Annotated in this window: 22 protein-coding genes; 12 read left to right on the forward strand and 10 right to left on the reverse strand. The window is 72.0% G+C overall.

What is annotated here, in order from left to right:
• Window positions 1-43: 43 nt before the first annotated feature.
• From AOM02_RS05520 to AOM02_RS05530, 3 genes are all read left to right on the forward strand, one after another.
• On the forward strand, window positions 44-1,546 hold the full coding sequence (locus AOM02_RS05520) for a M20/M25/M40 family metallo-hydrolase (protein ID WP_082104895.1): 1,503 nt from the start codon (window positions 44-46) through the stop codon (window positions 1,544-1,546).
• A 176-nt stretch (window positions 1,547-1,722) separates the two neighbouring features.
• Window positions 1,723-3,210: an HNH endonuclease signature motif containing protein gene (locus tag AOM02_RS05525; RefSeq protein WP_062297467.1), complete on the forward strand. Its 1,488-nt coding sequence runs from the start codon at window positions 1,723-1,725 to the stop codon at window positions 3,208-3,210.
• A 114-nt stretch (window positions 3,211-3,324) separates the two neighbouring features.
• Complete coding sequence (locus AOM02_RS05530) at window positions 3,325-4,752, forward strand: serine hydrolase domain-containing protein (protein WP_082104896.1); 1,428 nt, start codon at window positions 3,325-3,327, stop codon at window positions 4,750-4,752.
• Here AOM02_RS05530 and arr read toward each other — a convergent pair.
• The 3 genes from arr to AOM02_RS05545 are packed head-to-tail and all read right to left on the reverse strand — an operon-like array spanning window position 4,739 to window position 7,701.
• On the reverse strand, window positions 4,739-5,170 hold the full coding sequence (arr, locus tag AOM02_RS05535; RefSeq protein ID WP_062297470.1) for an NAD(+)--rifampin ADP-ribosyltransferase: 432 nt from the start codon (window positions 5,168-5,170) through the stop codon (window positions 4,739-4,741). The genes AOM02_RS05530 and arr overlap by 14 nt on opposite strands.
• 39 nt (window positions 5,171-5,209) lie before the next feature.
• Entirely contained in the window at window positions 5,210-5,644 is a 435-nt protein-coding gene (locus AOM02_RS05540) for a hypothetical protein (RefSeq protein ID WP_169746600.1), read from the reverse strand.
• A 44-nt stretch (window positions 5,645-5,688) separates the two neighbouring features.
• Window positions 5,689-7,701 (reverse strand): ATP-dependent helicase, encoded by a 2,013-nt coding sequence (locus AOM02_RS05545; protein ID WP_062297475.1) that lies wholly within the window; start codon window positions 7,699-7,701, stop codon window positions 5,689-5,691.
• A 157-nt stretch (window positions 7,702-7,858) separates the two neighbouring features.
• Here AOM02_RS05545 and AOM02_RS14265 point away from each other — a divergent pair, with 157 nt between their 5' ends.
• From AOM02_RS14265 to AOM02_RS05570, 5 genes are all read left to right on the forward strand, one after another.
• On the forward strand, window positions 7,859-8,155 hold the full coding sequence (locus AOM02_RS14265) for a hypothetical protein (RefSeq protein ID WP_156156096.1): 297 nt from the start codon (window positions 7,859-7,861) through the stop codon (window positions 8,153-8,155).
• A 172-nt stretch (window positions 8,156-8,327) separates the two neighbouring features.
• On the forward strand, window positions 8,328-8,573 hold the full coding sequence (locus tag AOM02_RS05555; RefSeq protein WP_062297481.1) for a hypothetical protein: 246 nt from the start codon (window positions 8,328-8,330) through the stop codon (window positions 8,571-8,573).
• A 247-nt stretch (window positions 8,574-8,820) separates the two neighbouring features.
• Window positions 8,821-9,162 carry a hypothetical protein gene (locus AOM02_RS05560; protein ID WP_062297484.1) on the forward strand — a complete coding sequence of 114 codons (342 nt, stop codon included), beginning with the start codon at window positions 8,821-8,823 and terminating at the stop codon, window positions 9,160-9,162.
• 95 nt (window positions 9,163-9,257) lie between these two features.
• The gene (locus AOM02_RS05565) at window positions 9,258-9,503 is read left to right on the forward strand and encodes a hypothetical protein (protein WP_062297485.1); all 246 of its coding nucleotides are present in this window, start codon (window positions 9,258-9,260) and stop codon (window positions 9,501-9,503) included.
• Between the two features lie 101 nt (window positions 9,504-9,604).
• A complete protein-coding gene (locus tag AOM02_RS05570; protein ID WP_156156097.1) occupies window positions 9,605-9,844 on the forward strand; it encodes a hypothetical protein in 240 nt (79 codons plus the stop codon).
• Here the strand turns inward: AOM02_RS05570 and AOM02_RS05575 are convergent, their stop codons facing one another.
• Genes AOM02_RS05575 through AOM02_RS05595 form a run of 5 tightly spaced genes read right to left on the reverse strand, consistent with a single transcriptional unit; the run spans window position 9,845 to window position 17,054 of the window.
• Entirely contained in the window at window positions 9,845-10,963 is a 1,119-nt protein-coding gene (locus AOM02_RS05575; protein ID WP_062297488.1) for a peptidase C39 family protein, read from the reverse strand.
• Window position 10,964: 1 nt separating this feature from the next.
• Window positions 10,965-12,545 (reverse strand): dipeptide ABC transporter ATP-binding protein, encoded by a 1,581-nt coding sequence (locus AOM02_RS05580; RefSeq protein ID WP_062297490.1) that lies wholly within the window; start codon window positions 12,543-12,545, stop codon window positions 10,965-10,967.
• Window positions 12,542-13,405 carry an ABC transporter permease gene (locus AOM02_RS05585; protein WP_062297492.1) on the reverse strand — a complete coding sequence of 288 codons (864 nt, stop codon included), beginning with the start codon at window positions 13,403-13,405 and terminating at the stop codon, window positions 12,542-12,544. Before AOM02_RS05585 ends, AOM02_RS05580 begins: the two co-directional genes overlap by 4 nt.
• Window positions 13,402-14,397: an ABC transporter permease gene (locus AOM02_RS05590; protein ID WP_228373780.1), complete on the reverse strand. Its 996-nt coding sequence runs from the start codon at window positions 14,395-14,397 to the stop codon at window positions 13,402-13,404. Before AOM02_RS05590 ends, AOM02_RS05585 begins: the two co-directional genes overlap by 4 nt.
• Before the next feature lie 5 nt (window positions 14,398-14,402).
• Window positions 14,403-17,054, reverse strand: a complete 2,652-nt coding sequence (locus tag AOM02_RS05595; protein ID WP_062297498.1) for an ABC transporter substrate-binding protein — start codon at window positions 17,052-17,054, stop codon at window positions 14,403-14,405.
• An 85-nt stretch (window positions 17,055-17,139) separates the two neighbouring features.
• Here AOM02_RS05595 and AOM02_RS05600 point away from each other — a divergent pair, with 85 nt between their 5' ends.
• Window positions 17,140-17,883 (forward strand): DUF1684 domain-containing protein, encoded by a 744-nt coding sequence (locus tag AOM02_RS05600; protein WP_062297500.1) that lies wholly within the window; start codon window positions 17,140-17,142, stop codon window positions 17,881-17,883.
• A 178-nt stretch (window positions 17,884-18,061) separates the two neighbouring features.
• Here the strand turns inward: AOM02_RS05600 and AOM02_RS05605 are convergent, their stop codons facing one another.
• A complete protein-coding gene (locus tag AOM02_RS05605) occupies window positions 18,062-18,688 on the reverse strand; it encodes a thymidine kinase (RefSeq protein WP_062297502.1) in 627 nt (208 codons plus the stop codon).
• 134 nt (window positions 18,689-18,822) lie between these two features.
• On the opposite strand from AOM02_RS05605, the gene AOM02_RS05610 reads away from it, so the two are divergent.
• Both AOM02_RS05610 and AOM02_RS05615 read left to right on the forward strand, forming a co-directional pair.
• Window positions 18,823-19,278, forward strand: a complete 456-nt coding sequence (locus AOM02_RS05610) for a lamin tail domain-containing protein (protein WP_062297504.1) — start codon at window positions 18,823-18,825, stop codon at window positions 19,276-19,278.
• A 182-nt stretch (window positions 19,279-19,460) separates the two neighbouring features.
• On the forward strand, window positions 19,461-19,769 hold the full coding sequence (locus AOM02_RS05615; protein WP_062297506.1) for a DUF2316 family protein: 309 nt from the start codon (window positions 19,461-19,463) through the stop codon (window positions 19,767-19,769).
• 33 nt (window positions 19,770-19,802) lie between these two features.
• Here the strand turns inward: AOM02_RS05615 and AOM02_RS05620 are convergent, their stop codons facing one another.
• A complete protein-coding gene (locus AOM02_RS05620; protein WP_062297508.1) occupies window positions 19,803-20,060 on the reverse strand; it encodes a hypothetical protein in 258 nt (85 codons plus the stop codon).
• A 110-nt stretch (window positions 20,061-20,170) separates the two neighbouring features.
• Here AOM02_RS05620 and AOM02_RS05625 point away from each other — a divergent pair, with 110 nt between their 5' ends.
• Window positions 20,171-21,601: an MFS transporter gene (locus tag AOM02_RS05625; RefSeq protein ID WP_082104899.1), complete on the forward strand. Its 1,431-nt coding sequence runs from the start codon at window positions 20,171-20,173 to the stop codon at window positions 21,599-21,601.

Consider the following 21,601-nt stretch of genomic DNA (forward strand, 5'->3'; position numbering starts at 1 on the left):
CGATCGAAGGGAAGTAACCGTGCACCAACGATCCGGCATCCGAATGCGAACCCTCGCCTTCACCGCCACCACCGGCCTCGCCGCCAGCGTCGCGATCGCGGCCGGCGCCCAGGCCGCCACCCCGACCGACACCACCGCGCTGCGCGACGCCGTCACCGCCGACGGCGTGATGGCGCACCTGCAGGCCCTGCAGGACATCGCCGACGCCAACGGAGGCAACCGCCAGGCGGGAACTGCGGGCCACGAGGACTCGGTCTACTACATGAAGGACCTGCTGGACGCGGCCGGCTACCTCACCACCATCCAGGAGTTCAACTACGAGCGTCAGACGCTCGTCTCCGCGGAGTGGGCGGAGACCGCCCCTGGCTCCGCCACCTACGAGCTCGACACCGACTACTACCCGATGGAGGGCGACGGCACCGCCGACGCCCCGGTCACCGCGGTGGACCTGTCGCTGGGCGACCCCGCCGCCTCCACGAGCGGGTGTGAGCCCGAGGACTTCGGCGGCTTCACCGCAGGCAACATCGCCCTCGTCCAGCGCGGTGCCTGCTCGTTCGAACAGAAGGTCCTGAACGCGATCGAGTACGGCGCCTCCGGCGTCATCATCTTCAACCAGGGCAACGGCGGCGTCGACCGCACTGGCATGTTCTACGGCACCCTCGGCGAGACCGTCGCGGACATCCCCGTCATCAGCACCACTTACGACATCGGCATGGCGCTCGCCGGCACGGACGGCCTCGAGATGCACCTCGCCGTCGACATGCTCACCGAGCAGGTCGACACGATGAACCTCATCGCGGACACCCCGACCGGCCGCGCCGACCGCACGGTTGTCGTCGGCGGCCACCTCGACTCCGTCGGCGAGGGCCCCGGCGTCAACGACAACGGCTCCGGCACCGCCACGATCCTCGAGACCGCCCTGCAGATGGCGGAGCTCGGCATCGAGCCGGAGAACCGCGTCCGCTTCGCGTTCTGGAGCGGCGAGGAGGACGGCCTGCTCGGCTCCGAGTACTACGTCTCCCAGCTGTCGAAGTCGGAGCTCAAGGACATCGCGGTGAACCTCAACTTCGACATGGTCGGCTCGCCCAACGCCGTGAACTTCGTCTACGACGGCGACGGCGACGCGTACGGCCAGTCCGGCCCGACCGGCTCGGACGTGGTCGAGGAGGTCTTCACCAGCTTCTTCGAGTCGCAGGGCGCGTACACGGAGCCCACGGCGTTCGACGGGCGTTCCGACTACCTCGGCTTCATCGAGGCGGGCATCCCGGCAGGCGGCCTGTTCTCCGGCGCCGAGGGGATCAAGACCGAAGAGGAGGCGGAGCTCTACGGCGGAACCGCCGGCGTGGCCTACGACCCCTGCTACCACTCCGCATGCGACACGATCGCGAACATCGACACCGACACTCTCGACATCATGTCGGACGCGATCGCGCACGCGACGCTGACGTTCGCCGACACCACGTCGGCGATCAGCGGCACCGCCAAGGGCAAGGCGAAGGGCCACTTCAAGGACGCCGAGTTCCTCGGCACCCACGCCGTCCGCTGATCCCGGACACCTGACAGTCGGGGCCTCCGCCGCAAGCGGGGGCCCCGACGCATGTCCGGCGCCGCGCGACTCCCGCCGTTGGCTGATGTCCACAGCCCGACCTCCGCATCCCTTTTCCACATCTACCAGGAACGATGCCCGACATCGCTGTCAGACCCTCGTGATGAACTTGTTCCATGGACGTCACGACCGCCGCACTCGACCGGGCAGCAGCCCGCGTGCGCGCGCTCGACGGCGCCGAGACCAGGGAGCTTCGAGGCGAGGGCCTCCATGCCGCGATCGTCGCCGCGTGCGAGGTGCTGTCCGAGGCGCGACGCCTGGCCGCACCCATCGCCGCCGCGGTTGCGCGCGACGCGGGCGGACAGGGATTGCGCGGCGGGATCACGCGCCAGGCCGGGCACCGCAGCCCGGAGTACTTCATCGCGACTCTGCTCGGTGGCACGGTGGCGGAGGCGCGCACCCTCATCGGCGCGGGCCTCGCGATGGACCCGGACGAGCCGGAGGATCCCGACGACCCGGACGAGGGTGAGAACGGCGGCGAGGGCTCTGGCTCGGGAGGAGGTGGCGAGGACGATCCGAATCCGCCCGACCCCAATCCGAAGCCCGCGCGGCCCAAGCCCCGCCCGCCGGTTCCCGGATCGCTGGCCGAGGCGCTCGGCAACGGCACCATCGCGGTCGACGCCGCCGCCCCCATCCGCGCGACCCTCGCGGAACTGCTCGACGTGGTGGATCGCGCGACGCTGTGGGAGATCGAGAAGCGGCTCGTGGCGAAGGCGGCCCGGCTGTCCTTGTACGACCTGCGCACGGCCTGCTGGCGCGAGCGCGCTACCGCCGACCCCGCGGGATGGCGCGAACGCGAGAAGCGGATCCGGGCCCGCCGCTCGCTCATGCTGGGAGAGGACGCCGAGGGGATGGTGACGCTCACGGCGCGGCTCGACCCGCTGTCCGCCGCTCCCCTGCGCGCGTGGCTCGACGCGCAGACCACCGAGGCGTTCCGGTCCGCGCGTGACGCCGGCGTCACGGAGCAACGCAACGCTGCTCAGATCCGCGTCGACGCCCTGGCTGCGCTCGCCTCCCACGGCCTGGACTGCGCCGCGCCGGGCTCGGGCGTCAAGACCACCCTGATGGTGACGATCGACCGCGATGCGCTGACCAGCGAGCTGGGACTCGGCTCCTGCGACGGGATCGGCGTGCCCATCACCGGAGCGACCGCGCGCCAGCTGGCCGTCGACGCCGAGATCCTGCCCGCAGTGTGCGGCGGCGAGTCCGAGGTGCTGGACCTGGGACGCGCGCGGCGCCTCTTCACCCGTGCGCAGCGGCGCGCCCTCTCCCTGCGCGACGGAGGGTGCGCCTGGTGCAGCGCTCCGATCTCCTGGGCGGAGACGCACCACATCGCTCACTGGGGGCGGGACGGCGGTTGTACCGACCTCTGCGACGGCGTCCTGCTTTGTCGCAGCTGCCACCTCCGCCTGCACGACACAGGCTGGGAGGTCGAACTCCACAGCGGCGTCGTGTGGTTCCGGCCGCCCACGGCCGTCGACCCGGACCGCGTGGCGATCCTGGGCGGGAGACGGCGCCTCGCCCCCGAGGAGATGCCCGCACCTCCGCCGCTGCCGACATCGCCGGCCACGCGCCGGTGCAGCGGGAACCACGTGCGGACATGAAGGACGGGACAGGAGGACGATGCGCGGCGCCCGGGGAACGTCGCCGTTGCCAGGCACAAAGTGCCTCGCTAGGGTCGTGGGAAATCCGCACGCACGACTACTGGGGGTGCCTCCGTGCGGCATCTGCTTGCCATCACGGCCCTGGGCCTCACGGCCGCGCTCGGCGCCGCCGTCCCGAGCGGCTCGATTGACGACTACATCGCCGCGGAGATGCCCTCCTCGGGCGCGCCCGGCATCGCCTACGCCGTGGTGACCGACGGGGAGGTGATCGAGGCAGGCGCCCACGGCGTGACGCGCGCCGGATCGGACACGACCGTCACCCCCGACACGCCGTTCGTCATCGGCTCGATCTCCAAGAGCTTCACCGCGCTCGCCGTCATGCAGCTCGTCGAGGCCGGCGAGGTGGATCTGGACGCCCCCGCGGGCGACTACGTCGACGCCCTCGCCGACACCCCTGCCGGTGCCCCGACTGTGCGCGAGCTGCTGAGCCACACCAGCGGCTTCTCGACGCTGCAGGGCAACACCACGCGCGTGAGCTCCACGGGCGGCGCCGACGACCTCGCGAACGCCGTCGCTGCGCTCGCCGACGAGCCACCCGCATACCCGCCTGGCACCACCTGGGAGTACTCGAACACCAACTACCAGATCCTCGGCCGGCTGATCGAGGAGGTCGCGGCCACCGAGTTCCAGGCCTACGTGGCCGAGCACATCCTCGACCCCGTTGGGATGAACCACAGCTTCGTCGCCGACGGCGACGTCCACCCCGAGATCGCCACCGGGCACACGCCGTGGTTCTGGACCAAGCGGCCACTCGCGGAGAGCCCCACCGACCGCGTCACCGCACCCCAGGGCGGCATCGTCGCCAGCGCCAACGACGTGGCGCTCTACCTCGCGACCATGATGAACGGCGAGGACGACGTCCTGAGCGCCGAGGGCAAGGCCGAGATGATGCGGCCCGCCAGCGCCTCCTCCCCGTTCTACGGCCTCGGCTGGTACGTCGACACGTCCGACGGCACGGTCGGGCACACCGGCTCCGTCCCCGGCGTCGAGACGCAGGCCACGATGGTCCCCGCGCGGGACGATGCGGTGGTGGTCCTGGTCAACGGCGGCAGCGGGGTGGGCTTCGGGGAGACCACGCAGCTGCGCTACGGGATCACCGCGATCGCGCTGGGCCTCGACTACGACGGCGAGGGATCGCGCTGGACCCAGAAGGCCCTGTTCCTCGGCCTGGCGCTCGCTCCGCTCGTGTACCTCGCGGCCATGATCTGGGCGTGGGCCAAGCGCGACGCCGTCCGCGCGAAGACGCGCGCGGGCTTCGCGGGGCTCTTCAGCCTGTGGTTCCCGCTCCTCACCACAGGCGTCGCGGCGTGGGTGCTGCTGCTCCTCATCCCGAACCTCATGGGCGCCCCGCTGTCGACGGTGCGGGTCTTCCAGCCTGACATGGCGCTGGCGATGACCGCGACGGCCGTAGGCGGCGTCGTGTGGGCGGCGTTCAGGCTCGTGATCGCGTACACCGGCAGGGCCGCCGTCAGTCCTCGATGACCGCCTCGCCGCGTGCCTGGAGCGCGGCCAGGCCGTCGCGCATCGTCCGGACCTGCTCGGCCGAGTGCCCGCCCCAGTCCGTCAGCTCCCCCACCACCCGCATCCCGGACAACGTCCGGTACGAGCGAGTCGGGTTGCCGGGGAAGCGCTTGTCGGTGACGTTCGGGTCGTCCTCGAGCTCACCCAGCGGCTCGACCACGTAGATGCGCCCACGCCCCTCGCCGACGGCGAGCTCGGCGCCCCACGTCGCGGCGTCCAGGGTCTGCGTGACGTACACGTGCCGCGGCGGTGCGCCCGGACGGAAGTTGGACTCGAAGCCGGGCTCGAGCACGTCGCCGACCGCGAGCGCGGCCTTGGTGCCGTGCAGGAACGTGGACCCGTCGCCGTACACCTCGAACGGCACCGGCGCATCGGGCATCGTCGCTCCTCCCCCGAGCCGACCCTAGAAGAGGCGGACCTACTCGTCGCACCCGCAGGAGCCGGACGGCGTCCGTGCCTGCCAGCAGACCTCGCACACGCCGTAGCTCTTCTGCTCGGCGTCGGTCGCGGGCGTGATCTTCTTGCGCACGCCCGGGCTCATCGTGCGCTTGGTGACCGGGAAGTCGACGGCCCAGTTGACCATGCCGTTGCCGTGGGTCTTGTCGCGGACCCGGTCGGGCAGATCGGAGGCGGCGATCGCCTCGCGCCGCGACCCGAACCACTCTGTCGACCGCTTGCCGATGTGCAGCGGGTGCAGCCCGTCCTCGCGCATCGCCTTGATGTAGCTGGACTTGACCTCGCAGCCGATCACCCCTGCTCTGCGGGCGATCTGTCGCACCAGTGGCCGGGATTCGTCGGCGATCTTGAGCTGCTCCATGGCCGCTTCAAGCGAGATCAGCGTGGGGGTGTTCACCCCTTAGGGTCGCACGTGACGACCGGGACCGTTGACCGGGACCGCTACTCGAGGTCCCCGAGGTCGATCGACAGGTCCACCTCGGTGGGCGCGGACAGCCCCGGAGGCGGCGCCGGACGCGCCGGCCGGGCGACCACGTGCGGCACCTCCTCGACCAGCCGCTCGGGCAGCGTGTTGAGGAAGTAGGCGTCCTCGAGGACGTCCATGCCGGCGGACCCCATCCACGCCCGCACCGGCGTGTGCGACACGGTCCGCGTCACCACCAGCCGGTCGCGCGCGCGGGTCAGCGCCACGTAGAGGACGCGCCGCTCCTCCTCGACCTCGTCGAGGTCGCCGAGCGACCGCGCCGAGGGGTACGACCCCGCCGACGCCCCCGCCACGAACGCCCAGTCCCGCTCGAGGCCCTTCGCCGAGTGCACCGTCGACACGATGACATGGTCCTGCTGCGACTCGGGCTCCATCTCCGAGGTGAACACCGGCGACAGGATGTACTCCTCGAGGAACTCGAGGATCGACCGGCGCGAGGCCGCGAGCCGCTCGACGTGCACGAGGTCGCGGGCGCGCGCCTCCCAGTTCTCGTTGCGGTACTTGTGCGCGAGCACCGGCTGCAGCATCGCCGCGGCCCTGCCCACCGCATCGTCCACCCGCTTGGCCGCCTCCTCGATCGCGTCGAGCCCGGCCGCCAGCCATGCGGGCATCCCCGCGAGGGCCGATGCGCGGGCCTCCCGGGCGGACGCGCCGCCCGAGCGCGCCGACAGGAACGTGTCGAAGGCGCGCGCCGCCGTCACGTCCCCCACGCGTGGCATGAGCGTGAGGAGGCGCATCCAGGCGACCTCGTCGTCGGGGTTGGCGACCACGCGCAGCGCGGACAGCACGTCCCGGACGTGCGCCGATTCCAGGAGCTTCACTCCCCCGAAGAACACGTAGGGGATGTCGTTCTCGACCAGCCGCGCCTCGATCGCGCGCCCCGAGTAGTTGGTGCGCACCAGGATCAGGTGGGTCGCCCACGGCAGCTCGTCGCGGCGGGCGCGCAGCATCTCCGCGCAGATGTAGCCGGCCTCGTCCTGCGGCGTCTCGAAGGAGTGCAGCTCGGGCTTCGCGCCCTTGCCGCGGACGGCGCGCAGCTTCTTGTCGTACCCGAGCGGGGACTGCTCGAGCAGCCAGTTCGACAGGTCGAGGATCTCCTGCGTGGACCGATAGTTGTCCTCGAGCTTGAGCACCCGCGCGCCGGGCACGCGGTCGCGGAACGAGTGGATCGAGGCGAAGTCGGCGCCGCGGAAGCCGTAGATCGACTGCGCGTCGTCGCCCACGCAGTAGAAGCGGGTGTGCGGGACCAGCGGGTCGATGATCATCCACTGCAGCGGGTTGGTGTCCTGCATCTCGTCGATGAGGATCTCGTCGTAGTGCGAGCCCACCCACTCCGCCACCGCCTCGTCCGCGAGGCGTGCGGCGAAGACCCGCAGGATGTCGTCGTACGTGAGGTAGCGCCGCTCCTGCTTGCGCTGCTCGTAGGCGCGCACGGCGGCGCCGATGGCCTTGGCGTCGATGGCGTCGTCGGGGAACTTGACCCGGATGGCGTCGGCGAGCGTGCGGCGCGTGTTGTGCGCGAACGACAGCACGTCGACGATCTGCGCCGCCTTGAGCCCCTCGACCCGCTTGCCGCGGCCGAGCACGCCGCGCATCACCTGCTGCTGGTCCTCCTGGTCGAGGACGCTCCAGCCCTCGTAGCCGAACACGTCCGGCGCGCCCCGCACCTCGCGCATGGCCCAGCCGTGGAAGGTCATGGCGGCGACGCCCGGGGTGGACGATGCGCCGGCGGCGTCGCCCTGGACGCGGCTCCTGATCTCCGCGGCCGCGCGACGCGTGAAGGTGATCGCGAGGATCCGGTCAGGCGGGGTTCCGTTGCGGACGAGGTGGCGGATGCGGGCGACGATCGTCGTGGTCTTGCCTGTGCCGGCGCCGGCCAGGATGAGGTTGTGGCGCGCCTCGGTCAGCGCGGCCTCCCGCTGGGCGGGGTTGAGGTGCGCGAGCGCGCCGTCGTCCACCTGCTCAGCCATGCGCACGAGTCTAGGTGCGGGGTGCGACAGGCCGGACGATGCGGCGGAGGTGCGGTTGCCGAGGGCCCATTTCAGCTTTGGCCGACACACGCCAACACGACCAACACCCCCTGCGCCGGTCCCGGCGGGCACTCGGCGGCCGCGCTACCTTCCAGGCATGGCTCGCACGCTTCCGCCCCCGCTTCCCGGCCGCGAGCGCGCAGCACGGCGTTGGCGCATCGTGACCCTCGCAGCTCTCGGGGCGGGCGTGGCAGCCGGATCCGTCGCCGTGGTGAGCGAGTTCGTCGACCTGCCGGGCGGGCTCGTGTGGCCAGCGATCGCGGCCATGGCCGCTGCGCTCGTCACCCTTCTGGCCGCGGGCATCGGCAGAGGGTGGGCCCGTGGCCTGCGCTGGCACGAGTCGCTCGGCATGGGCTTCCAGGTCTTGTGGGACGGGATTAAGGCGATCGGGTGACGCCCGGCCGCTCAAGTCACTCGGCGCCGAGTTCCCCCAATGCCCGCGAGCCCGCATCACAACGTTTTCACCTCCCTTTGCCACGACTTGGGAATAGCGGCCCTCTCCCCGAGGTTGGGCACATCGCCGCGGCACCCGCGCCGCGGCAGCAACCTACGGAGCTGAGACCCCGATGATCGCCGCCGCAGAGCAGCCGCAGCTGAGCCTCGACAACTACGCCGACCTCCTCGCCCTCGGCGGCATCGCCCGCGACACGGCCCTCTGCTCCGCCTGCGGCCCCGACAGCGCCCCGCTCCGGCCCGAGGCCCTGTGGCTCGCCCACGACGCCAACGGCGAGGAGTTCAGCGGCGCCTCGCTGCTCTGCATCCGCCATGCCGCCGACTGGGCCGAGAACGGCCACATCGCCCTCGCCTCCTGAACCCCCGACGCTGCGCGCGCCCGCGCGGTGACCGCACCGCCACATTTCAGTAATCCTGAACACAGCCCGTAGGCACCACCGCGCCCGCACCGACACGCCGGAGCGCGACACGCCGCCGCTGCATCGCCGCCGCGCCCACCCCCAGATGAACATCTGTCGACCACTCTTCCGCCCCGGCCAGCGCCCGACTTACGCTGCCCCCAGAGGCCCGTCCCCCCTCAGGGCCCCGCAGGAAAGCAGAGCGTCCATGACCGACGTCCGCGACCTCATCGACTACGACACCCCGCACAACTACGCCGAGCTCCTCGCGCGCGCCGGCAGCGCCCGCGACACCGCGCATTGCACCCTCTGCGGCCTCGAGTCCGACCCCCTCCCGCCGCACGCGCTCTCGCTCATCAAGTACCGCCAGACGGGCAGCGACAAGGGCTCGAGCCGCCTCTACTGCGAGGTCCACCTCGCCGCCTGGAGGGACGATGCGACGGCGAGCAGGCGTCCCGGCCGCCGCGGCGCGGAGGCGCCCGCGCATCAGATCTGCCATACCTGCTTCATGCAGATGCCGCTCACTGGCGCCTGCCCGAATTGCGAGTGACAGGCCAGGGACCAAGGCCCCACGGCCCACTCCCGGGAGCCGGTAGAGTCTTCTGCGCCCACGAAGACAAAGACGTACAGACCTGGGACTGCTACATGATCCACGCACCCGAGCGCCAGAACCTGAGCCTCGACAACTACGCCGACCTCCTCGCCCTCGCCGGCATCGTCCGCGCGACCGGCACGTGCAACGCCTGCGGGCCCGACTCGCTGCCGTACCGCACGGACTCCCTCTGGCTGGTCCACGACCAGTCCGGCGAGGACACCAGCGGCCTCACCCTGCTCTGCGCCCACCACGCCTCCGACTGGGTCCACGTCGGGCACTTCGTCTCGGCGAGTTGATGCGTCCACAAGCCGGGACGTTGGCCCCGCGCGACCCCGCGATCGCCCTGCCTACGGTGGAACTACCACTACCAGGAACGATGCACACCCGGGAGTCGCCCGTGACCGACATCCTTGAGACCCGGACCCACCTGAGCCTCGACAACTACGCGGACGTGCTGGCGCTCGCCGACATCGTCCGAGCCACCGGACGATGCGTTGCGTGCGGCCCCGCCGGGCACGCCGTGCGCACGGACGCGCTGTGGATCGTGCACGACCGCACCTCGTCCGACCTCGGCTCCGTGGCGATCCTCTGCGCCCGCCACGCCTCCGAGTGGGCGCGCGGCGGCCACGTCCTCTAGCTACGCCCGGCGCAGCCAGACGATGCCGCGGTAGCCGTCCGCGCCCCACCGCACCATGCGGTCGAGGTCGGCGGCGGCGACGGGCATGTCGTGCGTGTCCACCCACGACTCCCCCGCCGGGTCCTCGACCCACGGGTCCTCGAGAAGGAACATCCCGTCGCGGGCCGCGTGCGCCACGATCCAGTGCGCGCCCGTGACCCCGTGCATCGGCTCCTCGTCGACGAGCAGCAGCGCCACCCAACCGTCGTTAAGCCGCGCCTCGAGCTCCTCCATGGACACCCGCTCGCGCGCGATCGGCACGCCCAGCGCCTCCGCTCGCGCGGTCGAGTGCGCCTGCAGCTCCGCGCGGTAGTCGAACTCGAAGCCCTGGTAGTCCTCGAGCAGCACCGGCCCGGTGCGGTCGAGCGCGACCTCGACCGGCGCATCGTCCGCCGCGTCGCCGCCCGCAACGGACCCGACCTCCTCGCGCAGCCGCACCGCCAGCCCGATCGGCTCGCAGGCCGGGTGGTTGGTCGCCTCGCGCCAGAACCCGATCTCACGATCGCGATCCCCAGCACCCGAGCCGGCAAACCCCACGACCCCGCGCGCCTCGACCGCCATCAGCCCGGCGACCGCGCCGCACGTGTAGAGCGTGGTCTGCGCGTAGTAGCCGAGCTCCTCGTGCGGGACCTCGCGCAGCCACGTGACGAAGCCCGCGAAGCGCTCGGTGCCCTTGGCGCCCCACGGCGCGCGCATCGGCGCGAAGCCCCGCGCGATCGCGAACGGCGGCAGCGACACCCCCGGCGCGACCTCCCACTTCACGGCCGCGTCGCCCGCGAGCGCCCGCTCCTCGAGCAGCGCGTCCACGAGCGACTCCGCCGCAGCGAGCCCGGCCGCCGTAGCAGCGCACCACAGGTCCACGATCTTCACCGCGGCGGTCGCGGGTCGGCCGCTGGTGAGCAGCGCGGCGAGCGGCTCGCCGCCCTCGGAGCGCCGGACCGCGAGCGCGGGCCGGTACGGCGAGCGCGGCTTGCGCCACCAGGCGGCCCGCTCCTCACCCAGCACCTCCACGAGCTCGGCACCGAACTCCTCGAACACCGCGGGGGCCTCGCCCACCGCGGGCGTCCCGAATCCCGACACGTCAGTCCTTCCCATCGGCGGGCACGGCGTTCTCCCGCATCGCGGCCGCTACCAGCAGCCTCGTGTACTCGTGCGCCGGCTGCTCCAGCACCTCGTGGCACGGCCCGGACTCGACCACGCGGCCGTCCCACATGACCGTCACGGTGTCGGCGATCATCCGCACCACCGCGAGGTCGTGCGAGATGAACAGGATCGCGATGCCCAGCTCGTCGCGCAGCCGCGCGAGCAGCGCCAGGATGTCCGCCTGGACCGACACGTCGAGCGCGGACACCGACTCGTCGCAGATCAGCAGCCGCGGCTCCGGCGCGAGCGCCCGCGCGATCGCGACGCGCTGACGCTGACCGCCCGACAGCTCCGCCGGCCGCTTCTTGGCGAACTCCGCCGGCAGGCCCACCATCTCCAGCATCGCCGGCACCTCGGACGAGGCGCGCCCGGCCACCCCGAGCGCCTCCGCGAGGATCGCGCCGATGCTCATCATCGGGTTGAGCGACGAGTACGGGTCCTGGAAGACGATCTGCATCTGGTCGGGCGTGCGCGAGCCCCGCCCGGGGGCCAGCGCCTCCCCCGACAGGACGATGCGCCCCGCATCCTCCCTCTCGAGGCCGGCGATGCAGCGGGCCAGGGTGGACTTGCCGGACCCGGACTCGCCGACGATGCCGACGATCGCGCCGGGCGCGATCGTGAGGTCCACGTCGGAGAGCACCGTCCGCACGCCGAAGGCCTTGGTCACGCCCTCGCACACCAGCAGCGCCTCGGCCTCGGCGACATCCGCGGCCTCCTCTGCGGAGATGCGCGCGCCCGAGCGGGCGGCGACCACCGGGTCGGCCTCGATGAGCGCCCGCGTGTACGGGTGCTCCGGAGCGGCGAGCACCTCGGCGGTCGCGCCGCGCTCGACCACCTGGCCGTCGCGCATCACGAGCACGTCGTCGGTGCGGCCGCGCACGACGCCCAGGTCGTGCGAGATGAGGATGACCGACAGCCGTCGCTCGAGCTGGATGCGGCGCAGCAGGTCGAGGATCTCGGCCTGGTTGGACGCGTCGAGCGCGGTGGTGGGCTCGTCGGCGATGAGCAGCTGCGGGTCGGAGGCCAGCGCCGCCGCGATCGCGACGCGCTGGCGCATGCCGCCGGAGAGCTCGTGCGGGAACGCGTCCGCGACGCGTGCCGGGAGGTTGACCTCCGCGAGCCGTTCCTCAACCTGCGCGCGCTTGGCCGCCCGCGGGATGCGGTGGCCGTGCGCGGCCTCAAGGGTCCAGGCGATCTGGTCGCCGCATCGGTGCACCGGCGTGAGCGAGGTGAACGGGTCCTGGAGCAGCAGCGACACGGAACGTCCGCGCGCCCGCCGCCACGCCGCATCGTCCCCCCGCAGGCCCACGGGCAGCTCCTGCCCGGCCACCGTCACGGCGCCGGTCGCGCGGAAGCCGCGCGGCAGCAACCCGACGATCGACTTGGCGGTGAGCGTCTTGCCCGACCCGGACTCGCCGATCAGCGCGAGCGTCGCGCCGGGCGCGATCTCGGCGGAGACGGGCTCGACCATCGTCCCGTTCGGCCCGAGAACGGAGAGCTCCGAGAGCAGAACTGTCATCGGACCTCCTCCCCCACCTGGGAGAGCCTCTGCCCGATCCAGTCGCCCACGAGGTTGACGCACACCGCGACCACCACGATGAGCAGCGCGGGCACGAACACGGCGGCCGGGTTCTGGAACATGATGGCGCGGCCGTCGGTGAGCTGGCGGCCCCAGTCGGCGGTGCCGGGCGCGACGCCCACGCCGAGGAACGACAGCGACGAGAACGCGACGAGCGCGAACGCGACGTTGAGCATCAAGTTGGTGACCACCAGCGACGTGACGTTGGGCAGGATGTGCCGGAACATCACGCGCCAGCGCGACAGGGACAGCATCTGGGCCGCCTCGATGTAGGGCCGCGCGGACTGCTCGAGCACGCCGGCGCGGACGATGCGGATATCGGACGGCGAGAACAGCACGATGAGCAGCGCGACGGTCACCCAGTAGCCGCCGCCCATGACGCCGGACACGACGATCGCGGCGAGCAGCACGGGCACCGCGAGCAGCAGGTCCGTCCAGCGGGAGATCAGGGTGTCGAGCCAGCCCTTCTCGTAGCCGGCGAGGGTGCCCATCACGACGCCGAGCAGCATCGAGCCGACCGCGACGATCACCGGTCCCACCAGGGACGATGCGGCGCCCGCCACGGCCATCTGGAGGACGTCGCGCCCCAGCTCGTCGGTGCCGAGCGGGTGCCCCTCCGAGCCGGGCGGCAGGGTCGCGGCGAGGATGTCCTGGTGCATCGCGTCGGGGAAGATCAGCTTCCCGAACACGGCGGCGAGCACGGCCAGCGCGAGCACGCCGAGCGCGACGCCCACCCCGATCGGGAGGCGGCGTCGGCGGCGGCGCACGGGCGCCGGGCCGATCACTCGGATGTCGCTCATGACGCGGCTCCCATCTGCCGGCGCACGCGCGGGTCGAGCAGGATGTACGTGAGGTCCGCGATGAGCGCGATCGCGGCGATCACCACGGCGACCAGCAGCGTGAGCGACTGCACCACGGCGATGTCCTTGAACAGCACCGAGTCCTGCAGCAGCGTGCCCAGGCCGGGCAGCGCGTACGTGGTCTCGGCGAGCACGGTGCCGCCCACGAGGAAGGTGAGCACCAGCGAGGCGCCGGTGACGATCGGGATGGCGGCGTTGCGCAGCGCGATGCGGCGCACGAGCCGCTCCCCCAGGCCGCGCGAGCGGGCGAAGGTGACGTAGTCGGACTCGAGCTCGCGCAGCATCGCGGTGCGTGTGAGCTTGACGATGATCGCGCCGAGTCCGAGCGCGAGCGTGATCGCGGGCAGCACGAGGTGGCGCAGCGTGTCGATGCCGCCGTCGCCGCCGCCGTAGACGGGGAAGATCGGCAGGTAGTACGCGAACACGTAGAGCAGCAGGAGGCCCACCGCGAAGGTGGGGGCGCTGAGGCCCAGGATCGACAGCGCGTTGCCGGTGCGGTCGACCCAGCCGCCGGCCTTGACCGCGGAGCGCACGCCCAGCGGGACCGCGACCGCGACGGAGACGAGGAAGGCGAGCCCGCACAGGGCCGCGGTGATGCCGACCCGGGAGGCGATCGCATCGGCCACCGGGACCTGGAGGCGAATCGACTCGCCCAGGTCGCCCGTGAGGAAGCCCTTGAGCCACGACAGGTACTGGACGACGACGGGGTCGTCGAGGCGGTACTGCTCGCGGACGGCCGCGACCACGTCGGGGTTCATGGGCCGGTTGCCGAGCAGGTTCTTCACGATGTCGCCCGGGGCGAGGTACATCATCGCGAACACGATGATCGACAGCACGAACAGCACCCCGAGCACGCCGAGCACGCGCACCGCGACCATGCGGCCCAGGGGCCGCAGGCGCGATGCGCGTGCTCGGGTATCGGCGATCGACACGAAGGTCAGCCCGCCCGGTACAGCAGCGCGGGCCAGGTCGACACGAACGTGTACGCGCTGTAGTCGTCGAGGCCCAGGTCGTTTGCGAAGCCGGTCGCGGACTGGCCCCACCACAGCGGCACGTTGATGACGTCCTCGGCCTGGAGCGTCTCCGCCTCGACGAGCAGGTCGATGCGGGTCGCCTGGTCCTTCTCGGCGCCGATCTGCGTGAGCAGGTCCAGGACCTCCTGGTTGTCGTACTGCGCCGGGTTGTCGGCACCGATGAGGTACGAGGGGATCTCCGCCGGGTCGCCGAGCGTCGAGAAGTACCACATGTAGTTGATGCCGTACTCGGACGACGGGTCGAGGCTGGCGAGCCACTCCTCGATCGGCACCTCACGGACGTTGAGCGTGATGCCCACCTCGGCGAGGTCCTGCGCGAGCGCCTGCGCCGCGGTGCCGATCTGCGGGCCGGTGTTCGGGGTGAGGATCTCCGCCTCGAAGCCGTCCGGCACGGACGATGCGGCGAGGGCGGCCTTCGCGGCCTCCAGGTCGTAGTCCCACTGCGGGATGCCGCCGAGGATGTCGCGCGCCTCGTCGGCGCTGTAGACCGAGCCGAGCGACTCGGGCGTCATGATCGCGGTCGCGGCCTCGCCGTGGCCCTTGAGGATGGTCGACACGTACGCGTCGCGGTTGACGGCGTGGGCGATGGCCTCGCGCACCTTGGCGTCGTCGAACGGCGCGACGCCGGTGTTGAAGTACAGGCCCACGTAGGAGAGGTCGTTGACGTACTCGACGCGCATGTCGGACAGGGCCTCCCACTGCTCCGACTGCGAGAACGGCACGTTGAAGGCGATGTCGACGTCGCCCGACTGGGCGGCGAGGAGGCGGGTCGACTCGTCGGAGACGAAGTCGATGCGGATCTCCTTGACCTTGGGCAGCTCGCCCCACCAGGTGTCGACGCGCTCGAAGGTGACGTGCGAGTCGGGCACGAACTCGGTCACCTGGTACGGGCCGGTGCCGAGCAGCAGCGAGTCGGAGGTGCCGACGTCGCCCTCGTTCTCCTCCCAGAACGCCTTGCTGGTGATGAACGCCGCGCCCGCGGTGCTCATGTTGCCCGCGAAGGCGGCGTCGGGCGCGGTGAGGGTGATGGTGACCTCGTGGTCGCCGGTCGCCTCGACCGTGTCGATGTTGGTCATGTAGTACGCGAGGCCGGGCGAGGCGGTCTCGTCGCGGGCCATGTCGAGCGAGAACACCACGTCCTCGGCGGTCACCGGGGTGCCGTCCTGGAACTGCGCGTCCTCCCGCAGCTCGTAGACGTAGGTGACGTCGTCGGTCTGCTCCCAGCTCTCGGCGAGGGCGGGCTGCAGCGCGCCCGTCGAGTCGACCGCGACCAGGCCCTCCTGCGCCACCGACGCGACGTAGTAGTTGAGGATGCCGGACTCGGCGCCCACGTAGAGGCTCGAGAGCGAGCCGGGCAGGGCGACGGTGATCGAGTCGATCTCCTCGCCCGTGTCGGTGCCGATTGCGACGGTCGGGGCGGCGGTGGGCTCGTTCTCGGCCGGGGCGGTGCAGCCGGCCAGCGCCAACGCGCCCGCGACGGTGACCGCCGCCGTGCGGGCGACGGTGCCTGACGTGAGTGCCATGGTGTTCTCCTCGAGGTGGGTGGGTCCCAGGGGCGCGAAGCGTGCCCGGTGAGCGGTGGTGCGTCGACGGGCGTCGAGGATGGCCTCGACGCCGACGGGTGAGGGCTGGTGCGCCGCGAGCACCCGGAGGGCGGCGGCGACACCGGGGATCTGCGCGGCCTCGACGAGCGTCGCCGCGGTGGTGCGGCGGCGCATCGCGGGCGCGAGGCCCAGCGCGCGGAGCGAGCTGGGGAGGTCGACGCCCTCCAGGGCGGACTCGACCACGAAGGCGGTGCCGCGGCCGTGCGCGGCGAGAGCAACGGCGGCCTCGGGGCGGCTGACGGTGATGTCGCGGGCGCCCGCGACGCGGCCCACGCGGGCGGCGACCGCGTCGCCGCAGGTCCCCGGCCCGGTGATCCACGCCTGCTCGGCGAGCGCGGCGGCGTCGATGCGCCCGTCGGCGCTCGGCGCGTCCGCGGTCGTGAGCGCGATGACCTCCTCGGAGAAGAGGAAGGACGTGCGCAGGCCCGTCGCGCGGGAGCGGTCGCGGGTGTCGAGCGGGGACGGGGTGACGGCGACGTCGGCGCGGCCGCCGCGGACCATCGCGAGCGCGGCTTCCGCGTCGGGCGCCTCGAGGATCGCGATGTCGAGGTGCGGCTGGAGCTGCGCGAGACGGGCGGCGGCGGGAGCGAGGACCGGGCCCACCTGCTCGGGGACGGACACGAGGCGCACCAGGCCGGCGCGCTGGCCGAGCGCGCGGGCGAGCTCCGTGGCGGCGGCCGTGAGGCTCGCATCGATGCGCGGGGCGTGGCGCGCAAGCAGCGCGCCCACGGGGGTGAGGCGCGCCGCCCGCGCGGTCCTGGCGACGAGCGGCGCGCCGAGCCGCTCCTCGAGCCGTTGCACGTGCTGGGTGATGGTGGGCTGGCTGTAGCCGAGCGCGCGGGCCGCCGCGGAGATCGAGCCGTGCTCGTCGATGGCGACCAGGATGCGCAGCGAATGCAGGTCGATGACCCTTGTCAGGGACTCGATCTCGGGGCCGATCGCGCCTTCCATAGGGGGACGCTATCTATCTTTTTCTGTCCATGGGTTACAGCAATGTTTCATTTTGCGCAGATCCGGGACCTGTCACCATGGACCCGTGAGCACCCCCTCCTCGTACGACGCCTGGCTGGTCGCGCGCGACCACAGCGCCTTCCGCCGGCACGGCCTCGCGTCGCTCGCGGCCACCGTGTGGCTGTCGTCCGAGGCGGTCGCGGTGCCCGGCGTCCCCGGGTCCTGGTGTGCCGAGGACGGGACCGTCGTCGGCGAGCACGACCGCACCGCGGTGCAGCTGGCGCCCGGCGAGGAGGTCGAGCTCGAGCGCGCCGCCGACGCGCACCCCCTCGTGCTGCGCGCCTTCGCGCGCGAGGGCGCCGTCGCGCTGCGGGTCTTCGACCCCGACCGCGCCGGCGCCGAGGGCCTCGGGGCGATCGAGCGCTACCCGCACGGCGCCCAGTTCTCGATCCGCGGCACGTTCGCGGCGATGCGCACGGACCCGACCACCGTGGTCTCGGTCGACGGCCATGTCGCGACCACCATCTACGACGGGGTCGTGCTGTTCCACCTGGACGGCGAGCGGGTCGAGATGCTCGTGCACGTCGACGGCGACGAGCTCTTCGCGGCCTTCGCGGACGGCAGCTGCGCCGACGAGGAGTACGACTTCCGGATGCTCCGCCTCCCCGCGCCCGGCTCCGACGGCCGCGTGACGGTCGACCTCAACCGCGCCTACCTGCCGCCGAGCCGCTTCTCCCCGCACTTCGTGTGCGTGACCCCGCCCCCGACCAACCGCTGGGCGGTGCCGGTGCGGGCGGGCGAGCGCCGCATCGTCCCGCGCGACGCCTGAGCCGCGCGGGAGACGACACTCTCTCTCACGTGTGTCAAGAATTCGTGAAATGGCGCCGCCATCCCGCGGCCGCCGAGCACGGAGCCCAGCCGCACGGGCCACCCATTTCACCTAGGAGTGACACACGGAAACGGACCCACCTCTCCCCGCGGGCGCCGCGCCGCCGCGAGCCGACCGCTCAGAAGAGCGCCGGACCCTCCTCGGGCTCGGGCGCGCCGGCGGCCTGGACCGGGCCCACCTTCTCGAGGTAGCAGCGGCCGCACAGCGACTCGTAGTCGGCCTGCTGGCCGTCGATCGCGACCTGCTCGCCGTGGCTGACGAACACGCCGCCCACGACGCGGCCGTTGAAGATCGCCTTCGATCCGCAGCGGCAGATCGTCTTGAGCTCCTCGATCGAGTGCGCGATCTCGAGGAGGCGCAGCGAGCCGGGGAACGAGCGCGTCATGAAGTCGCCCCGCAGTCCGTAGCAGAGCACCGGGATGCCGTGCTGGACCGCGATCACGAAGGCCTCGTCCACCTGGGCGGGCGTGAGGAACTGCGCCTCGTCGACGAAGATCGCGTCGATCTGGTCGAAGGGACGATGCGCGCGCAGCTCGGCCTCGAGCGACGACTCCGCGGGCAGCAGCACGTCGACGGCGCGCTCGACGCCGATGCGCGAGGACACCGCCTCGCCCGCCTTGGTGTCGATGCCCGGCTTCACGATGACGGGGTGCTGGGCGCGCTCCTCGTAGTTGTAGGCCGCAGTGAGCAGCAGCGCCGTCTTGGACGAGTTCATCGCCCCGTATCGGAAGTACAGCTTCGCCACGTCGGCCCTCTCTCTGCGCGTGTGCGAGAAACCTTAGCGGCGCCGCGGCGGGCCGACGGACGTGTCGCCGCGGGCTTACGATCGAGGAGCACCACCCGCGCGCATCGTGGCGCGCATGTCTGAGGGGACACACCATGCTTGTCGCACGCCGCCTGGCCACCATCGTCGCCGCCATCGCGATCGCGCTGTTCGCCAGCGTCTCGTCCACCACCACGGCCGAGGCCGCGGCGAACGTCCGCTTCTCGTACGTCCAGTACAACAGCCCCGGCTCGGACTACGGCAGCAACTACTCCCTCAACCAGGAGTACATCAAGATCAAGAACTACGGCGCGAAGGCGAAGCAGCTCAAGGGCTGGACCGTCCGCGACGCCGCCGGCCACGTCTACACGTTCGGCTACCTCAACCTGAAGCCGGGCGCGACGGTCACGCTGCACACCGGCAAGGGCTCGAACACGGTCAAGCACCGCTACTGGAAGCAGACCTGGTACATCTGGAACAACGACGGCGACAAGGCCGTCCTCAAGAACTCCCGCGGCGTCACGCTCGACGCCTGCAAGTGGGGCTCCTCGGGCTCCGCCAAGGCCTGCTGAGGTCACCCGCGAGGCCTCGTGGCGCTTCGTGCATGAATCACGACAGCACGCCGGCACCACTTCCTCCACCCACCTACCAGGGACGTCCCGCATCGTGGTCAAGAGCACCGCGAAACGATGGCATCCTCGTATGGCTCACCGCGAGCAGTCGGCAACGACGCCGACGAGTTGAAGGAGCATGCATGTCGCTCAACCGGACCGAGATCGCCCGCACCGGGCTCGAGCTCACCGCCAACCTCGAGAGGTCGGGCGTCGCCCGCGAGGATGTCGCCCGCGACCTCGGATTCAGCGAGCGCCGCCTCACCGAGACCCTCCGCGTAGGCCCCGCGTCCGACCCCGCCGACGTGTGGCTGCTGCGCGACTACCTCGACCGCGAGATCCGCGAGCGCGGCGAGCTCCCCCACCCGTGGACCGTCCTCACCGACGCCGCCCGCGACAGCGCCACGCGCTGGTTCGCCCTGCGCACGCCGCCGGAGCGCCGCGCCTCCTAGGACGCGGGCGACAGGGCGACCGCGCCCGGCCCCCTACGCCTCGGCGCGGCCGAAGCGCTGCTGGGCGTCCTGCCGCGAGGTCCCGAGCGCCGCGCCGATCGCGGTCCACGACTCCCCCGCCTCGCGCGCCTCGGACACCACCACCCGCAGCAGCTGCTGCGCGACGTCCACCTGGGCCGAGGCGTCGACGATGGCCCTGACGTGCGCGGCGTGACGCGCGGTCATGGTGGCGGGCACGGCGCCCTCGGACACGGCACGGTCGGTGGCGGTGGGATCGCTGGGCGGTCGCATCGTCCCTCCTGGGGGTCGCAGGGGCGGACCTCCACCATGCGCCCGCGACCGTCGCATCGTCAACGCCCTCGCGACGGACGTCCGCGCCCCGGCGGACCTAACCTGAACGCATGGCCGACTCCCCGGCACCCGGCGCCTCGCCCCCGCCGCCGTCCCCCACCGTCACGACCACCCAGGTGACGGTGCTGTGGATCGCGATCCTGGGCAGCTTCGTCGCGTTCCTCGACGGCAGCATCGTCACGGTCGCGCTGCCCGCGATCGCGCGCGACCTGGGCGGCGGCATCGCGCTGCAGCAGTGGGTGACGGACGCGTACCTCATCACCCTGGGCGCGCTCATCCTGGTCGCGGGCTCGCTCTCGGACACGTTCGGGCGGCTCCGCGTGCTCACGGTGGGGCTGATCGGCTTCGGCGCGATGTCGCTCGTGATCGCGCTCGCCCCGACGGGCGGGGTGCTGATCGGCGCGCGGCTGCTCCAGGGCGTCGCCGGCGCACTGCTGGTCCCCAGCTCCCTCGCGCTCATCATGTCGACGTTCCGCGGCCCCGCGCAGGCGAAGGCGATCGGCACGTGGACCGGTGCCACCACCGGCGCGTTCGTCGCGGGCCCGCTGCTCGGCGGCCTGCTCACCGACTACGCGTCGTGGCGCTGGGCCTTCGGCATCAACGTCATCCCCATCGCGGTGACGCTGATGCTGCTCGCCCGCGTGAAGGCGGGCGGGATGCGCGACGTGCGCCGCCCCGACGCGACCGTCGACTACCTGGGCGCGGTGCTGTGCGCCGTCGGTCTCGGCGCGCTCGTCTACGCGCTCATCGAGGAGCCGAACCTCGGCTGGGACCATCCCGCGATCCTCGGCTCGGCGGGTGCCGGTGTCCTCGCGCTCGCCGGCTTCCTGTGGCGCCAGGCCCGCATCGCGGACCCGATGCTGCCGCTGTCGCTGTTCAAGGCGCGCAACTTCGCGTGGGGCAACCTCACCACGTGGTTCGCGTACGGCGCGCTCGCGCTCAACGGCTTCATCGTGGGCGTCTACCTGCAGCAGGGCGCGGGGCTGACCGCGACCGCGGCGGGCCTGGCGAGCCTGCCCGCGACCGTGCTCCTCATCGTCGGCAGCTCGCGGGTGGGCGCGCTCGGCGGGCGGTACGGGCCGCGGATCTTCATGACGCTCGGCCCGCTGATCATGGGCGTCGGCTCGTTCATGCTGGTCGCGGTGTCCGCGGACTTCTCCTACTGGACCCAGGTGCTGCCCGGCATCGTCGTGTTCGGCGTGGGGCTCACGCTCATGGTCGCGCCGCTGACGTCGGCGATCCTCGGCGCGATCGAAACGTCCCGCTCGGGCATCGCGAGCGCCGTCAACAACGCGGTCGCGCGTATCGCGGGCCTCGTCGCGGTGGCGCTGATCGGCACCATCGTGGGCGGCGAGCTCGACCTCGACGGCTTCCACCGCGCGACCATCGTCACCGGCGTCTTCATGGTGGTCGCGGGCGCGATCTCGTGGGCCGGCATCAGGAACGATGCGGTCGCACGGGACGATGCGGCGGCCGGGTAG

Source organism: Demequina maris (assembly GCF_000971155.1).
GTDB classification, from domain to species: domain Bacteria; phylum Actinomycetota; class Actinomycetes; order Actinomycetales; family Demequinaceae; genus Demequina; species Demequina maris.

What these genes read in the sequence shown, in the direction of transcription:
- AOM02_RS05520 (WP_082104895.1), top strand. Translation starts at nt 44, where the DNA reads ATGCGAACCCTCGCCTTCACCGCCACCACCGGCCTCGCCGCCAGCGTC.
- AOM02_RS05545 (WP_062297475.1), bottom strand. Translation starts at nt 7,701, where the DNA reads ATGGCTGAGCAGGTGGACGACGGCGCGCTCGCGCACCTCAACCCCGCC.
- AOM02_RS05555 (WP_062297481.1), top strand. Translation starts at nt 8,328, where the DNA reads ATGATCGCCGCCGCAGAGCAGCCGCAGCTGAGCCTCGACAACTACGCC.
- AOM02_RS05625 (WP_082104899.1), top strand. Translation starts at nt 20,171, where the DNA reads ATGGCCGACTCCCCGGCACCCGGCGCCTCGCCCCCGCCGCCGTCCCCC.
- AOM02_RS05560 (WP_062297484.1), top strand. Translation starts at nt 8,821, where the DNA reads ATGACCGACGTCCGCGACCTCATCGACTACGACACCCCGCACAACTAC.
- AOM02_RS14265 (WP_156156096.1), top strand. Translation starts at nt 7,859, where the DNA reads ATGGCTCGCACGCTTCCGCCCCCGCTTCCCGGCCGCGAGCGCGCAGCA.
- AOM02_RS05610 (WP_062297504.1), top strand. Translation starts at nt 18,823, where the DNA reads ATGCTTGTCGCACGCCGCCTGGCCACCATCGTCGCCGCCATCGCGATC.
- AOM02_RS05525 (WP_062297467.1), top strand. Translation starts at nt 1,723, where the DNA reads ATGGACGTCACGACCGCCGCACTCGACCGGGCAGCAGCCCGCGTGCGC.
- AOM02_RS05585 (WP_062297492.1), bottom strand. Translation starts at nt 13,405, where the DNA reads ATGAGCGACATCCGAGTGATCGGCCCGGCGCCCGTGCGCCGCCGCCGA.
- AOM02_RS05595 (WP_062297498.1), bottom strand. Translation starts at nt 17,054, where the DNA reads ATGGAAGGCGCGATCGGCCCCGAGATCGAGTCCCTGACAAGGGTCATC.
- arr (WP_062297470.1), bottom strand. Translation starts at nt 5,170, where the DNA reads ATGCCCGATGCGCCGGTGCCGTTCGAGGTGTACGGCGACGGGTCCACG.
- AOM02_RS05620 (WP_062297508.1), bottom strand. Translation starts at nt 20,060, where the DNA reads ATGCGACCGCCCAGCGATCCCACCGCCACCGACCGTGCCGTGTCCGAG.
- AOM02_RS05615 (WP_062297506.1), top strand. Translation starts at nt 19,461, where the DNA reads ATGTCGCTCAACCGGACCGAGATCGCCCGCACCGGGCTCGAGCTCACC.
- AOM02_RS05565 (WP_062297485.1), top strand. Translation starts at nt 9,258, where the DNA reads ATGATCCACGCACCCGAGCGCCAGAACCTGAGCCTCGACAACTACGCC.
- AOM02_RS05580 (WP_062297490.1), bottom strand. Translation starts at nt 12,545, where the DNA reads ATGACAGTTCTGCTCTCGGAGCTCTCCGTTCTCGGGCCGAACGGGACG.